The sequence below is a fragment of the Neorhizobium sp. DAR64860/K0K1 genome (assembly GCF_050500205.1).
Lineage (GTDB): Bacteria > Pseudomonadota > Alphaproteobacteria > Rhizobiales > Rhizobiaceae > Neorhizobium > Neorhizobium soli.
The window spans coordinates 1,750,620-1,764,718 of record NZ_CP191459.1 but is presented as its reverse complement, the minus strand read 5'-3'; the positions used below and the strand labels follow the sequence as shown (position 1 = coordinate 1,764,718).

Here is a 14,099-nt window from a genome sequence, read left to right as displayed (position 1 = left end):
CCAGAAAGCGCCATAAGAGTTAAGCGTCGCAAGTTAGCTATATGATCCTAAAGGTGATGCCAAGCGCTCCTGCGACATTTTGTGCAGCGCGAAAATAATTTAGGCAGGCCACGTTTAAAAGATGCCCAACCTCATGGTGTAAGAGGCCGTAACGTGAAGGAAAACCGCAGCTTGGCGAATGTGTTGACGAGGAGAATATAAACGCGCAGGTTGCGTTTATCAATCACCGTCTCTGCAGCGGAGCCGGCGGGATAAACCATCATGGCGAATGGCGGAGCGATTTTTGAGGCAGCCAGCAGCAAGCCGATGATGCTTGCTTCGACACCCCACGCAATCGCACTCTGGACGCCCGAATCGGCATCGCAGACAATGCCCGCGGAAGTCAGGAATGATGGTCGAAACGACCATCATTCCGAGGATGTTTTCCTGGGATACGTGGTCAGAGACCGGCCCGTTTCCAAATGGCTGTGCACGTCGTTGAGCGAGGAGCTTTCCCACGGTCATGTGTTCCTCTTCCTGCCTGTCTTGCTAGGCGCCGGCGCTGCGACCTGGTTCGCACTTCCTTGGACGCCATCGCCATTCATTCTCGCAACCATGCTTGCGATCTCGATGGTGACCGCAGGGCTGACACGGTATCGCGCGCATCCACTGTCTCGTGCCAACCTTGTACTCTGCCTGCTTCTCTCCGGTTCTGCGCTGGCAGCGCTCGAAACCTGGCGGTGTTCGACGGTCGTGCTCGATTCGCCCGTCACGACGACCATCAGCGGGATTGTCGAACGACGCGAAGCCGATGCACAGCGCCGCTGGCGCTATATCCTCAGGATCGAGCAGACATCTGAGCCCTCGCTTTCACGACCGCCACAGCGCGTCTCGGTTCTTGCCAGAAGCCAACACGACCCTGCAGACATCGGAGAGCGCGTTTCCGGCCGTGCCCGTCTGTCGCCACCCTCTGGCCCGGCGCTTCCCGGATTGAACGATTTCGCCTTCTCCTCCTACTTCGATCAAATCGGGGCCGTTGGCTTCTTTTACGGCGCGCCTAGCGTACAACTGGCGATCGATGACCAACCCGGGTTATGGTCGGACATGCAGCGAGGGCTTTTTGCGCTTCGCAGCGCAATCGGCAATCGCATCCGCGATACGGTCAAGGGGGATGCGGGCGCTTTTGCTGCCGCAATCGTGACCGACGAGCGCCGTGCAATTTCCCGTGAGACGACCGAGGCGCTTCGTCTGTCCGGACTGGCCCATATCGTCGCGATCTCAGGCCTCAACATGGCGCTGGCAGCCGGTATCTTCTTCGTCGGCGTTCGCTCCGTCCTGTCGCTGTTTCCAGGCTTTGCGCAGGCCTATCCGATCAAGAAGTTTGCCGCGTTCGGTGCGCTTGTCATGGCGACCGCCTATTACCTGATTTCCGGGTTCGGGGTTTCCGCCGAGCGGGCCTATATCATGATGGCGGTGATGCTGGTCGCCGTGCTCGTCGATCGACCCTCCATCAGCCTTCGCAACGTCGCCCTTTCGGCAATCATCATCCTCGCCATCTCGCCGTCGGAGATTTTGGGTCCGAGTTTCCAGATGTCGTTTGCGGCAACCGCGGCACTGGTGGCAGGGTTCGCCCTCTGGACGCGATATTTCGCGAAAGGTAAGGAGGATACAAAAGGTAGCAACCGGTGGATAACGGGTGTCGCGGCGACGTTCCATTTCATTGCCGGGATCGTGGTGACGTCGCTGATCGGCAGTACTTCGACGTCGATCTATTCGATCGAGCATTTCCACCATCTGACCACCTACGGCCTCGCGGCCAATCTCGCGGCCATGCCGATCATTTCCTTCGTGGTGATGCCGGCAGGGCTTGTTGGCATGTTGCTGATGCCGTTCGGGCTGGATGCTCCCTTTCTGTTCATCATGGGCGAGGGGCTGCGGATCGTCATTCGCATTGCCGAGATCGTTGCCGCATGGGGCGGCGATATTGCCATCGGCCGGCAGAACCCTCTTTTCCTGCCGCTGGCGACGGCAGGCTTTCTGCTTCTGACGCTGCTGCGCACGCCGCTGAGGCTGACAGGCGCGCTGTTCATGGCGGTGGCTTTGCTCTTTGCGGTCCGCTCAGGCTCGGCGCCGAGGCCTGATATCGTCATATCCGAAGACGGCGCGTCAGTGGGACTGATCCAGGATGACAAGATCACCCTCAATCGAACCCGGCCGCCGGGATTTATCTACGATCAATGGCGGCGAGCGCTGGTGCTTGAGACCGGAGAACAACCGCTCGCCTTGCCGGTTCTTGCCTCTTCGGAACCAGCGCGAGGTGCCAGCCTTGCGAAAAGTGATGACAGACGACCTAGACCACATTCGCGACCGGATTTGACGCGCCGGGAAATCGAATATGTCAGGGGCTTTCTTCAAGCATTCACGCCCGGACGATTTGCCTGTCTGCCGAAAATCCTGTGCGCGGCGCAGACTGCTCAGGACATCCGGATCGTCACTGTCGAAGACAACCGATACACCGATCTTGCCTGCGATTTCGGTCGGATCATCGTCTCGCCCGGCGCACGCTTCGATACTTGCCGCTCCGGCGCCTTGCTTCTCAGCGGGCGGACGTTGCGCCGGACTGGCGCACTGGAAATCACCATTATTCCGAACGCGACAGCGCCAGACATCAAGATTACGGCGGCGATGCGAGACAGCGCACAGACCTCAAGCCGTCCGTGGACCGTCCACCGGTTCTATGACTGGCGAACGCGACAATTCGACTTTGGCATCCCGGAGGCTGTTGCTGCGCATCTCCGGGATAACAGCGTTCTTAATGATAGCGGCGAATAAGGCCGACAAGCTTGCCCTGGACCTTCACCCGGTCGGGCGGGAAGATGCGGGTCTCGTAAGCGGGGTTCGCCGCTTCCAGCGCGATCGATGCACCCTTGCGGCGGAACCGCTTCAGGGTCGCTTCTTCCTCATCGACCAGGGCAACGATGATATCGCCCGGACTTGCGGTGCTGGCATTCTTGATGATGACGGTATCACCATCGAGGATGCCGGCATCGATCATCGAATCGCCCTTCACTTCGAGCGCGTAATGATCGCCGGAACCCAGCATCTCGATCGGAACGGCGATGTCGTGGGTGTTGTTCTGGATCGCGGAGATCGGCACGCCGGCAGCGATTCGACCCATGACCGGAATGTTTGTCGAGAACGGATTGTCCGCCATGACCGGCGCCGGCTTCTGAGCGACGACCGGTTGCGTTTTGCCGAGGCTTCCCTCGATGACACTGGGAGAAAATCCCCGTCGCGGATGAAGGTTCGCCACATAGGCGTCAGGCAGCTTGATCACTTCGAGCGCGCGTGCTCTGTTCGGCAGACGGCGAATAAAGCCACGCTCCTCGAGCGCGGTGATCAGCCTATGGATGCCGGACTTCGATGCAAGGTCGAGAGCGTCCTTCATTTCGTCAAACGACGGCGGCACGCCTGATTCTTTCATCCGCTCGTGGATGAACAGAAGTAACTCCTGTTGCTTGCGTGTCAGCATGGACGGGACCCTCAGAATTGGAAACAAATGCAGAACGGACGCTATATGTTCTATCTGTGTTCCGCAAGCCCCAAATTTCTGCTCAAGAATAGTCTCATTTCAGCGTTCGATCACGTATTCAGTTCGTGCGCAGCACTTGCCGAGTTTCCCGCGATAGCCAATGTTCTGCGGAATAAGACTTTGGGGGTGTAAGTGGGTAACAAGTCAGTCGATCATTTGGTTCTGCCCGTTGCAGATCTGGCGTCAGCGCGGGGGAGGTTGACCGCTCTCGGCTTTACTGTGGCACCTGAAGGTGTTCACCCTTTCGGCACAGCCAATGCCTGCATATTCTTCGCGGATGGCTCGTACCTCGAGCCACTGGCCATTGTTAACCGTCGGCAAGCCTCGCTTGCGGCAAAACGAGGCAACGTGTTCACCGATCGCGACATCCGCTTTCGCGGCCAGCGGAAAAGGGAAGGTCTATCGGCGGTGGTCGTCGGGACGCAGGATGCATCGGCCGATCATAGCCGTTTTGTGGACGGGCACATGTCTGCGGGCGAGATGCTTCAGTTCTCCCGCCCGATGCAGTTGCCCGATGGTGGGGAGAGCGAAGTCTCATTCCGTCTGGCGTTCGCGGCAGTCCCCGAGGTCGATGACATCTTGCTGTTTTCCTGCCAGCGCATGGCCGCATTACCGGCAGATCGCGGTGGTCTTGATGAGCACGCAAACGCCGTTACAGGCCTTCGAGAGATCGTCTTTTCTGCAGATGACCCGCTGGAGTTTCTGCCGCTTTTCGAAACCGTGTTCGAGACTCAGCCCGAGCAAGGGAAAGACGGTCTGCGGATCGAAGCTGCCAATGCCAGCATCCGCATTCAATCCAACGACACGTTCAGCGACGAGTTCCGGTCTTCGATGAAGCCCTTGTTATCGTCGCGCCTCGCTGCGCGCGGGATCATCTTTAAGACCACCGATCTCGCCGTGACAGAGATCACCCTTGCTGCTAATGACGTCGCATTCATCCGCAGGGATGGCCGCGTGATCGTGTCGGCAGCCCCGGGGCAAGGTGTGGTTTTCGGTTTCGAGGAATAGTGAAATGACAGTCTCCGCCAATTCTGAAGTGTCCGTGGGCGAGGGGAGTTCGAAAGTCGTTTTTTCCAACACGGCAAAGCTCTCGCTGATTGCCGGTCCCTGTCAGATGGAAAGCCGTGATCACGCCTTCATGATCGCGGGTACGCTTGTCGAACTCTGCAAGAAGCTCGGCATCGGCCTCGTCTACAAATCCTCCTTCGACAAGGCCAACCGCACGTCGATCTCCGGCAAGCGCGGCATCGGCTTGGACAACGCGATGGCAATCTTTGCCGATCTCAAGAAGGAATACGGCTTTCCGGTTCTGACCGACATCCACACGGAAGAGCAGTGCGGCCTCGTGGCCAATACGATCGATATCCTGCAGATCCCCGCCTTCCTGTCGCGCCAGACCGACTTGCTCGTCGCGGCCGCAAAGACGGGTTGCGCCATCAACGTGAAGAAGGGCCAGTTCCTGGCGCCCTGGGACATGAAGAACGTTCAGGCGAAGTTCCTCGAAAGCGGCAATCCGAATGTGATGCTGTGCGAGCGCGGCGCCTCGTTCGGCTATAATACGCTTGTCTCCGACATGCGTTCGCTGCCGATCATGGCGTCTCTCGGAAGCCCTGTCATCTTCGATGCGACCCATTCCGTTCAGCAGCCGGGCGGCCAGGGCGGTTCTTCCGGCGGCCAGCGCGAATTTGTCGAAACGCTGGCGCGGGCAGCCGTCGCCGTCGGCGTTGCTGGCGTCTTTATCGAGACCCACGAAGACCCTGACAACGCACCGTCCGACGGTCCGAATATGGTCCACCTGAAGGACATGCCGCGGCTTCTGGAAAAGCTGCTGGCCTTCGACGCCATCGCAAAAGGCTGACGGCGTCGAAAAACCGCCGAATTGACTGGATTGTAATCCGCGTGTCATCGACGATCGCACAATGTCGATGACACGCCTGTTCGCTGAGCCTGCGAATTCAGGCTCGCACATCAACCGAGGAGAGACCCTTGACCGCCATTACCGACATCATCGCTCGCGAAATTCTGGACAGCCGTGGCAACCCGACCGTCGAGGTGGATGTTTATCTGGAAGACGGCTCGATGGGCCGCGCCGCCGTTCCGTCGGGCGCCTCCACGGGCGCGCATGAAGCCGTCGAACTTCGCGATGGTGGCAAGCGCTATGGTGGCAAGGGCGTCGAAAAGGCTGTCGAAGCCGTCAACACCGAGATCTTCGACGCGATCGGCGGCTTCGATGCCGAAAGCCAGATCCACATCGACAAGACCCTGATCGCGCTCGACGGCACCCCGAACAAATCGCGCCTGGGTGCAAACGCCATTCTCGGCGTTTCGCTTGCCGTTGCCAAGGCCGCCGCCGAATTGTCCGGCCTGCCGCTCTATCGCTATATCGGCGGCGCCTCCGCCCATCTTCTGCCGGTCCCGATGATGAACATCATCAATGGCGGCGCTCACGCCGACAACCCGATCGATTTCCAGGAATTCATGATCATGCCCGTCGGCGCTGAGACGCTGAAGGATGCCGTGCGCATGGGTGCAGAAATCTTTCACGTCCTCAAGAAGGAACTGGCAGCGCAGGGCCACAACACCAATGTCGGCGACGAAGGCGGTTTCGCGCCGGGCCTGAAGAGCGCGCCGGAAGCCCTCGACTTCATCATGAAGTCGGTCGAAAAGGCCGGCTACCGGCCGGGCGATGACGTCCACCTGGCGCTTGATTGCGCAGCCACCGAGTTCTTCAAGAACGGCAAGTACGAGCTGGAAGGCGAAGGCCGTTCGCTCGAGCCGGAAGCAATGGCCGATTACCTGGCAGAACTTGCCGGCAAGTACCCGATCATCTCGATCGAAGACGGCATGTCGGAAGACGACTGGACCGGCTGGAAGTATCTGACTGACAAGATTGGCTCCAAGGTGCAACTGGTCGGCGACGACCTGTTCGTGACCAACTCGGCCCGTCTGCGCGATGGTATCCGCCAGGGCACAGCCAACTCGATCCTCGTCAAGGTCAACCAGATCGGATCGCTCACCGAGACGCTCGATGCTGTCGAAACAGCGCATAAGGCGAGCTACACGGCCGTCATGTCCCACCGTTCGGGTGAGACGGAAGACTCGACGATTGCGGATCTCGCCGTCGCCACCAACTGCGGACAGATCAAGACCGGTTCGCTGTCGCGCTCTGATCGTCTGGCCAAGTACAACCAGCTGATCCGTATCGAGGAAATGCTTGGGCCGCAGGCCGCCTACGCGGGCCGCTCGATCCTCAAGGCCTGATCATTCCGGTCGACTGAGGCAGACTATCCGAGAGCCCGCGCCATCTGCGCGGGCTTTTGCGTTTTACAATTCGTGATCGCACCGTACCAAAAACCGATAGGTCAGCATTGTTGACCTGTCGGAACTTATGTAAACCAAAGCCAAGAATATTGAAATAAAAGGAAACGCCCGTGCTTGATTGGGACCATATTTTCGCGACACGCTCCAGCCGCATGAAAGCCTCCGAAATTCGCGAACTGCTGAAGCTTCTGGAGCAGCCGGATATCATTTCGTTCGCCGGCGGCATTCCGGATCCGGCATTGTTTCCGGCCGAGGAATTCCAGAAGGCCTATGCGGATATCTTCTCAGGCGCTCAGGTGAACTCCGCGCTGCAGTATTCCGTCAGCGAAGGCTACAAGCCGTTGCGCGACTGGATCGTGGCCGATGTCGCCAAGATCGGTATCGACTGTACCGCCGACAACGTCTTCATCACGTCAGGCTCCCAGCAGGCGCTCGATTACCTCGGCAAACTGTTTCTGTCGCCGAACGATACGGCGCTCGTCACGTGGCCGACCTATCTCGGTGCGCTCTCCGCGTTCAATGCCTATGAGCCGACCTACGATCAGCTCTCGGTCAACGGCAACCGCACGCCGGAAGCCTATCGCGAGACGGCGTCGAAAGCCGGTGGCTCGGTGAAGTTTGCCTATCTGTCCGCCGACTTCTCCAATCCGACCGGCGAGACGATCGATCTCGCAGGCCGCGAAAAGCTTCTGGCACTGGCAGACGAACTCGATATCGCGATTCTCGAAGATGCCGCATACCAGAACCTGCGCTTCGATGGCGAACCGGTTTCGCCGATCCTCGCGCTCGATATTGCCCGCAGCGGCGGTATCGAAAAGACCCGCACGATCTACAGCGGCAGCTTTTCCAAGACGCTGGCACCAGGCCTGCGCGTCGGCTTCGTCATCGGAGCGATGCCGGTCATCCGCAAACTAGTGTTGTTGAAACAGGCGGCCGACCTGCATTCGTCGACGATCAACCAGATCGCCGTCGAGCATGTCGCTTCGCGCGGTTTCGATGAACAGGTTGCCAAGATCAAGCGGGTCTATAGCGGCCGCCGCGATTCCATGCTGGCGGCACTTGCGAAATACATGCCGAAGGGAACGAAATGGACAAAGCCCGAAGGCGGCATGTTCGTATGGCTGACGCTGCCTGAGGGCACGGATGGTGCGGAGCTTCTGGCGAAATCGCTGGCAACCGAAAAGGTCGCCTTCGTGCCCGGCAAGGCGTTCTACGCCGACGGCAGCAATGCCAACACGCTGCGCATCAGCTTCTCCTGCGCCAACGACGAGATGATCGACGAGGGTATCAAGCGGCTCGGAAGACTGATCGGCAATGCCGAGACCCGCGAGCACGAAGCGCTCCCGATCATCTGAATATCGGTGTACTGAGAAAGGCGAACCAGCGATGGCTCGCCTTTCTCACATACTGTTGGCGACCTGTTCACCTGCAGGTGACGCTCGGCTTGGGGCGCCGCCTATCGTGCCGACGCGGCCTTCTCCGAGGCGCCCAGCACGTCCGACCGTAAACGACGCCAATCAAATCACCAGGCGGTGACGTTGATCAGGGGTTGCGCCACGGGACGCCGTCGGGCAGTTTTGCGCCCGGTATATGAGGAGGAGTTTGCATTGGCGCGTCCCTACAGCATCTATGACGTTTTCACCGACGCTAAGCTTTCCGGCAACCCGCTTGCGGTCATCTTCGATGCAGATGGTCTCGACGATGGCGCGATGCAGGCCATTGCCAAGGAAATGAACCTCTCGGAGACGGTGTTCGTCCAGTCGTCGACAAACACCACCCATTCGGCAAAGCTGCGAATCTTCACACCGGGCCGGGAGCTTCCGTTCGCGGGACATCCGACGGTCGGGACGGCCATCGCCCTTGCCGAGCGCACCAACGGGCGCGACAGCGATCTCGATCTGGTCTGCGTCCTTGAAGAGGCGGTCGGTCCGGTTCGGTGCGCCGTGCGTTTGCGCCAGGGGGAGGTGGGGTTCGCCGAGTTCGATCTGCCGAAGAAGTCGCAGCGGATCGACCTAGCTTTGAACCGTCAGGGCATCGCGGACGCGCTCGGCGTCGAGCTGACGGATATCGGGTTCGAAAACCACGTCGCGTCGATCTGGAGCGCCGGTGTGCCCTTCCTGATGATCCCGCTGCACAATCTTGCAACTGTCCAGGACATGGAATTCGATGCGCCGCTTTGGGAGAAGGTCGCTCCCTTCGTCGAGGGTGCGCTCGCTTCGGCCTATGTCTATTGCCGCGGCGGCGTCCATCATCAGGCGAAATTTCATGCCCGGATGTTCTCGCCGGATATGGGCATCGCTGAAGACCCGGCCACGGGTGGGGCGGTAGCGGCATTGTCCGGCGCGATCCATCATTTCGACGGCCTGCCGGATGGGCATCACCCTCTTCTCATCGAGCAAGGCGTCGAGATGGGACGGCCGTCCTTTATCCATCTCCATATCGATGTGCAGGAAGGGGCCATTGCAAAAGCCCGGATCGGCGGACAAGCGATCCGACTTGCCGAAGGCGTTATCGAAATCTAGGCGATATTTTTCAACCCGCTGATTTTATTACCATAAGTCCGGATATCCTCGCAAAGGCAGTTCGCTGGCGCAAAAAAGACGGCGCTGATCCAACAAATTTCGCGGGAGGTGCTGGACAAGCCCAAACTTCCTCTTTATACGGCCCTCACACCGGCGGAAACGACGCTTCGCCAAACCGGTTACGGGTGATTAGCTCAGTTGGTAGAGCAGCTGACTCTTAATCAGCGGGTCGTAGGTTCGAGCCCTACATCACCCACCAAATCAATCCTTTACATCGAAATGTTCAAATGCCGGTTTCACCGGCAAATGGCGTTTCCATTGCCGTCGACGACGCAGTTTCGCTGCGTCGCGCCGACGCTTCCGGGTCGTGGTGAGGGCCGTTCCTCGATGACACCGGGTCTGCGTCCACCCATATGTCCCGAGACGCCATCGCCTTGTGGCCTTCCTTCAAAATTCTCGTTTCCATAGGTGCCGTAATATCCGCCCGTCCCATCCGGCTGAATTTCGGTATTGCGAAACTGCTGTGCTTCAGCCGGCAAGGCGGCGAGCGTGACCGCAAAGGCAGCGATCAGGGTTCTCATCGGAATCTCCTCCCGTATGATAGTCTATCACAATCTGAATAGCGCAACTCTGGGGCTTCCTGCCGAGCAAATGTCGGCTTTTTTGTACCACCCTGCATTTGTCTCGGGCGAGGTTGCAATTCGTTCGGAACCCTCTGCACGCGCATGCATTTTGTCCGCATGTTGAAAATCTGCGGAGCATCCTCATCGTGAAAGCGATCCTTCTACTTCTGAGCGGGCTTGTCTTGGCCGTCACGGTCTTCTTGAGTGGCGTTGCGGCTACGGCCTATCTCATTGCCGAGCCGGCGCCTCATCGCTTTTCCAACGTTGACCATCCTGATCTCTGGACCTCGACACCCGTGGTCGTGAGCAGCGGCGATCAGCGTTACGAGCGGATTGCTGCTGTGACCGCAAAGATCGATCTGCCAGCGTCGGATGCGCAGGGGCAGCCCGTAGCTGCCCAGGACCAGGCGACGGATGCGGTGGACGGCGTCCAGACGGCTTCCTTGGATGAGGCAGACCAGGCGTCGGTAGATCCTGTGTCCGATGCATCGGTTAACCAGGCGCATGCCGACTGGTGCTTCGCGCGCTACCGTTCCTACAGGCTCGAGGACAACACCTACCAGCCTTACAGGGGTGGCCAGCGTCGGGCTTGCCAGTCACCGGTCGCCATGTCGCATGGTCAGGACAACATTGTTTCTGGCAACGAAGACACCGGCATCGAAGAGCAGGGGCTGGTTCAGCAGGTCAGCGCCACGAGCACGATGATCGGGCGTGGTCAAGACGGCCGTCTTGTGCGTGAAACTGACCGCTCGTCTTCGCCGCAAAACGCCTCATACGACGCAACATCCATGGGGAACCCGGCGCACGAGGAGTGGTGCCTGTCGCGATATCGTTCATACCGCGCCAACGACAACAGCTACACGTCCTACGGCGGCATGCGCCGCACGTGTCAGTCCCCCTACGGCTGAGACCTAACTCAGCCCGTTTTCAGCAATGTGACCGTCGGCTGTTCGTCTTCCTTCAAGCCTTGAACCAGTTTGGCGAGCCAATCCACGAAGACCCGGACCTTGTTGGAAAGGTGCCGGGTTTGCGGGTAGACGATGTAGAGCGGCAGCGGTTCGCACTCCCATTCGGCGAAGATCTCGATGAGTTCGCCCCTCTTCACGTGCTCCTGGACCATGAACCGCGCTGCCTGTGCGATCCCGAGACCCGCGACCGCCGCGTTGACGTAGGAGCGCGCATCATTCACCGAGACGACGTAACGCGGCATGATCTCCAGCGTCTCGTCCTCTTTGCAAAAGTCGAAGGTCATGATCCGGCCGGCCGTCGCGTTGAGGTAACCGACAGAGAAATGGTCGGTCTCCAGATCTCGCGGATGGGTCGGCATACCGAATCGCTCAAGATAGTTCGGGGATAGGTAATTGCGCATGCGAAGCTCGCCGACTTTGCGCGCAATCAGCGACTGGTCCTTGGGCGTGCCGCCTCGAAGAGCACAGTCGACATTTTCAGCAATGTAATCGACCAGCCGGTCGCCCACCCCGATATCCAGCTGGATCTGCGGGTAGCGCTGGTAGAATTCGCACAAATTGGGGATTACGACGAGGTCGGCGAACGCCCCTGCCATCTCGACACGCAGTCGGCCCGTGGGCTGGTTCTGCGATTTCGACATCGTGCCGTCGAGTTCTTCAAGTTCCGACAGGATCTGTACGGCGCGCTCGTAGTAGAGTGCTCCATCGGTCGTGACCATGACCCGACGTGTCGTGCGGTTGAGGAGCTTCGTGCGCAGATGCGCCTCTAGACCCTGGACCATGTTGGTGGCCGTGGTCTTGGGAATATTGAGGGTCGCGGCAGCACGCGTGAAATTGCCCGTTTCGACGACGCGCACGAAGACGCGCATAGAGGAAAGCTGGTCCATCGTTGATCCCGTTCGAAAAGTTGTATTATTCGCCTATCCGGAACAGTGTTGCCGATATCAGCGACTTGTGAGTTCTGTCAGGAACAATAATATCAGGGTCAAGTTATTCGGCAAGATGCCTTTCGCCAATGTGGCTTTTTGGCTCCATAGCGAGGAGGACTGGATGACGGACTGGAACAAGAACGCGGATATCGAATGGGCAGGCCTGCCCGTTTCCATACACCGTTACGAAGGCCAGCCGGCAGCCAAAGTCGCGCCGATTATACTCTATCTGCGCGGATCCGCATTCCAGCAAGGTGGCCTGCGGGACCGTGAAGTGCCGATCGGAAAAGTCTTCTCGGAGGCGGGTTTGATCGTTGTCGAGGCGGATTATGGTGCCGCCTCGGGCAACCTGTTTCCGCAGGCAATGGAATGCGCCTTCGCGGCGCTGACCTATCTCAGCAGCAACCGCAAGCGCTTCGGGTCCGCCCGTTCCCCGCTTTTCGTTGCGGGCGATGAGGCCGGCGGCAACGTCGCGGCGGGCGTGGCTTTGAAGGCGCGAGATCAATTGCCGGGCGAGCTTCGGGGACAGATCCTTCTGTCGCCGATGATCGATCCGATGATGGCCTCGAAATCGTTTCGTCGAGCCGATGAGATCGGCATGCGCGAAAAATGGTCCGACGGTTGGAGCCATTACCTGCGTGCAGCCTGCGGGTTTCAGCATCCCTATGCTGCGCCCTGTCTCTGTTCGCGGCTATCCGGTCTTGCGCCGGCTCTGGTCGTCACGTCAGAAGACGATCCGCTGCATGACGAGGTTGTCAACTATGCGGACCGGCTCGAAGCCTCGGGCGTCTCGGTCAGGCAGAAAATATTCCCGAAAGGCGCAGGCTGGACGGGTGTTTACAAGGGCGGGCAGGGGAACTGGATGGCGGGTCTATCCGCCGAGTTCAAAGGCTTCGTCGAAACGTTGAGTGAATAAGCAGACGTCGATTTCTAGCGTTTGACAACGGTTTTCTCCTCCTCCCTGGGGCAGGACCGTAAGGAGATTATGATTATGTTGAAGATCAAAAACTGGGCCCCGTGGGGCGCCGGAATAAGTGTTGCTGCGCTCATTGCAGGCGCTTCGCTCTCTATCGATACGCCGACAGGCGCCCATGCGGCCCCCGCGGAAGCGGCGGCTCAGCCGGCGGTGCCGGTCACGGTTGCCGCCGTGCAGCCGAAGAACGTCACCACCTGGCAAGAGTTTTCCGGCCGTCTGGAAGCTGTTGATCGCGTCGAGGTTCGCCCAAGGGTGGCCGGCGCAATCCTGTCCGTGCATTTCCGTGAAGGCGGTCTCGTAAAGGAAGGCGATCTTCTGGTCTCGATCGATCCCGAGCCCTACAAGGCAGCCGTCGCTCAGGCGGAGGGACAGATGGCATCCGCCCAGGCAAGGCTTGATTATGCCGACACCGAGCTGGAACGGGGCAAGACGCTCGCCTCGCGCAACACCATATCGCAGAGCGATCTTTCGCAGCGTCAGAGCGCCCGCGCCGAAGCGATCGCCAATGTACAGGCAGCGAGGGCAACGCTGAAATCGGCGCAGATCAATCTGGATTATACCCAGATCCGTGCCCCGATCTCCGGGCGTGCAGGTCGCATTGAAGTCACCGTCGGCAATCTCGTGGCGGCAGGCTCTGCCTCGGCGGTGCTGACGACGCTCGTGTCGAGCAGCCCGATCTACGCAAGCTTTGATGCAGCCGAAGAACTGGTGGCCCGCACACTGGCCCAGGTCGACGTCAAGGACGGCGTGCCGGCGATTGGCGACGTTCCGGTTGAGGCCAGCACGCTCGCGTCAACGACGCCTGTCCGCGGCAAGCTGCAGCTGATCGACAACGAGGTCAACGCGGCAAGCGGCACGATCCGCGTCCGCGCTGTCTTCGACAATCCGGGCGGGCGCTTGATCCCCGGTCAGTTCGTGCGGGTCCGCATGGGTGAACCCAAGGCCGAAGATCGCCTTCTCGTCAGCGAAAAGGCGATCGGCACCGATCAGGACAAGAAGTTCGTGCTGGTTGTCGAAGCCGGCGACAAGGTCGGCTACCGGCAGGTTCAGCTCGGATCGGTGATTGATGGTCAGCGGATCGTCGAAAAGGGCCTTTCTGCCGGCGATCGTGTCGTCGTCAGCGGGCTACAGCGCATCCGCCCGGGCGCGATCGTGGCGCCGCAGGACGAAGTCGCCACCAAGTGACTTG

Annotated in this window: 12 protein-coding genes and 1 tRNA gene; 10 read left to right on the top strand and 3 right to left on the bottom strand. The window is 59.5% G+C overall.

Annotated elements, in window-relative coordinates:
* Window positions 1–261: 261 nt before the first annotated feature.
* A complete protein-coding gene (locus tag ACQY1J_RS13145) occupies window positions 262–2,811 on the top strand; it encodes a ComEC/Rec2 family competence protein (protein WP_430250046.1) in 2,550 nt (849 codons plus the stop codon).
* Here ACQY1J_RS13145 and lexA read toward each other — a convergent pair.
* Window positions 2,792–3,511 carry a transcriptional repressor LexA gene (gene lexA / locus ACQY1J_RS13140; RefSeq protein ID WP_184655098.1) on the bottom strand — a complete coding sequence of 240 codons (720 nt, stop codon included), beginning with the start codon at window positions 3,509–3,511 and terminating at the stop codon, window positions 2,792–2,794. The two genes, ACQY1J_RS13145 and lexA, sit on opposite strands and share 20 nt — an antisense overlap.
* A gap of 192 nt (window positions 3,512–3,703) precedes the next feature.
* Here lexA and ACQY1J_RS13135 point away from each other — a divergent pair, with 192 nt between their 5' ends.
* The 6 genes from ACQY1J_RS13135 (at window position 3,704) to ACQY1J_RS13110 (ending at window position 9,673) form a co-directional block, all read left to right on the top strand.
* Window positions 3,704–4,579, top strand: coding sequence for a VOC family protein (locus ACQY1J_RS13135; RefSeq protein ID WP_430250045.1), 876 nt, complete (start codon window positions 3,704–3,706; stop codon window positions 4,577–4,579).
* 4 nt (window positions 4,580–4,583) lie between these two features.
* The gene (gene kdsA / locus ACQY1J_RS13130; RefSeq protein ID WP_062457268.1) at window positions 4,584–5,429 is read left to right on the top strand and encodes a 3-deoxy-8-phosphooctulonate synthase; all 846 of its coding nucleotides are present in this window, start codon (window positions 4,584–4,586) and stop codon (window positions 5,427–5,429) included.
* Window positions 5,430–5,557: 128 nt separating this feature from the next.
* Window positions 5,558–6,832 (top strand): phosphopyruvate hydratase, encoded by a 1,275-nt coding sequence (gene eno, locus ACQY1J_RS13125; RefSeq protein WP_430250043.1) that lies wholly within the window; start codon window positions 5,558–5,560, stop codon window positions 6,830–6,832.
* Between the two features lie 170 nt (window positions 6,833–7,002).
* On the top strand, window positions 7,003–8,247 hold the full coding sequence (locus ACQY1J_RS13120) for a PLP-dependent aminotransferase family protein (RefSeq protein WP_430250041.1): 1,245 nt from the start codon (window positions 7,003–7,005) through the stop codon (window positions 8,245–8,247).
* A 252-nt stretch (window positions 8,248–8,499) separates the two neighbouring features.
* On the top strand, window positions 8,500–9,414 hold the full coding sequence (locus tag ACQY1J_RS13115; protein WP_062580433.1) for a PhzF family phenazine biosynthesis protein: 915 nt from the start codon (window positions 8,500–8,502) through the stop codon (window positions 9,412–9,414).
* Window positions 9,415–9,597: 183 nt separating this feature from the next.
* Window positions 9,598–9,673: transfer RNA gene (locus ACQY1J_RS13110), tRNA-Lys, on the top strand.
* A gap of 37 nt (window positions 9,674–9,710) precedes the next feature.
* Here the strand turns inward: ACQY1J_RS13110 and ACQY1J_RS13105 are convergent.
* A complete protein-coding gene (locus ACQY1J_RS13105) occupies window positions 9,711–9,995 on the bottom strand; it encodes a hypothetical protein (RefSeq protein ID WP_209900750.1) in 285 nt (94 codons plus the stop codon).
* 188 nt (window positions 9,996–10,183) lie between these two features.
* Between ACQY1J_RS13105 and ACQY1J_RS13100 the strand changes: the two genes are divergently transcribed.
* A complete protein-coding gene (locus ACQY1J_RS13100; RefSeq protein WP_430251855.1) occupies window positions 10,184–10,945 on the top strand; it encodes a BA14K family protein in 762 nt (253 codons plus the stop codon).
* An 8-nt stretch (window positions 10,946–10,953) separates the two neighbouring features.
* Here the strand turns inward: ACQY1J_RS13100 and ACQY1J_RS13095 are convergent, their stop codons facing one another.
* On the bottom strand, window positions 10,954–11,892 hold the full coding sequence (locus ACQY1J_RS13095) for a LysR family transcriptional regulator (protein WP_192086618.1): 939 nt from the start codon (window positions 11,890–11,892) through the stop codon (window positions 10,954–10,956).
* A gap of 163 nt (window positions 11,893–12,055) precedes the next feature.
* On the opposite strand from ACQY1J_RS13095, the gene ACQY1J_RS13090 reads away from it, so the two are divergent.
* Together ACQY1J_RS13090 and ACQY1J_RS13085 are read left to right on the top strand one after the other, a co-directional pair.
* Window positions 12,056–12,850 (top strand): alpha/beta hydrolase, encoded by a 795-nt coding sequence (locus ACQY1J_RS13090; protein WP_430251942.1) that lies wholly within the window; start codon window positions 12,056–12,058, stop codon window positions 12,848–12,850.
* Between the two features lie 72 nt (window positions 12,851–12,922).
* Window positions 12,923–14,095 carry an efflux RND transporter periplasmic adaptor subunit gene (locus ACQY1J_RS13085; RefSeq protein ID WP_175487270.1) on the top strand — a complete coding sequence of 391 codons (1,173 nt, stop codon included), beginning with the start codon at window positions 12,923–12,925 and terminating at the stop codon, window positions 14,093–14,095.
* Window positions 14,096–14,099 lie beyond the last annotated feature (4 nt).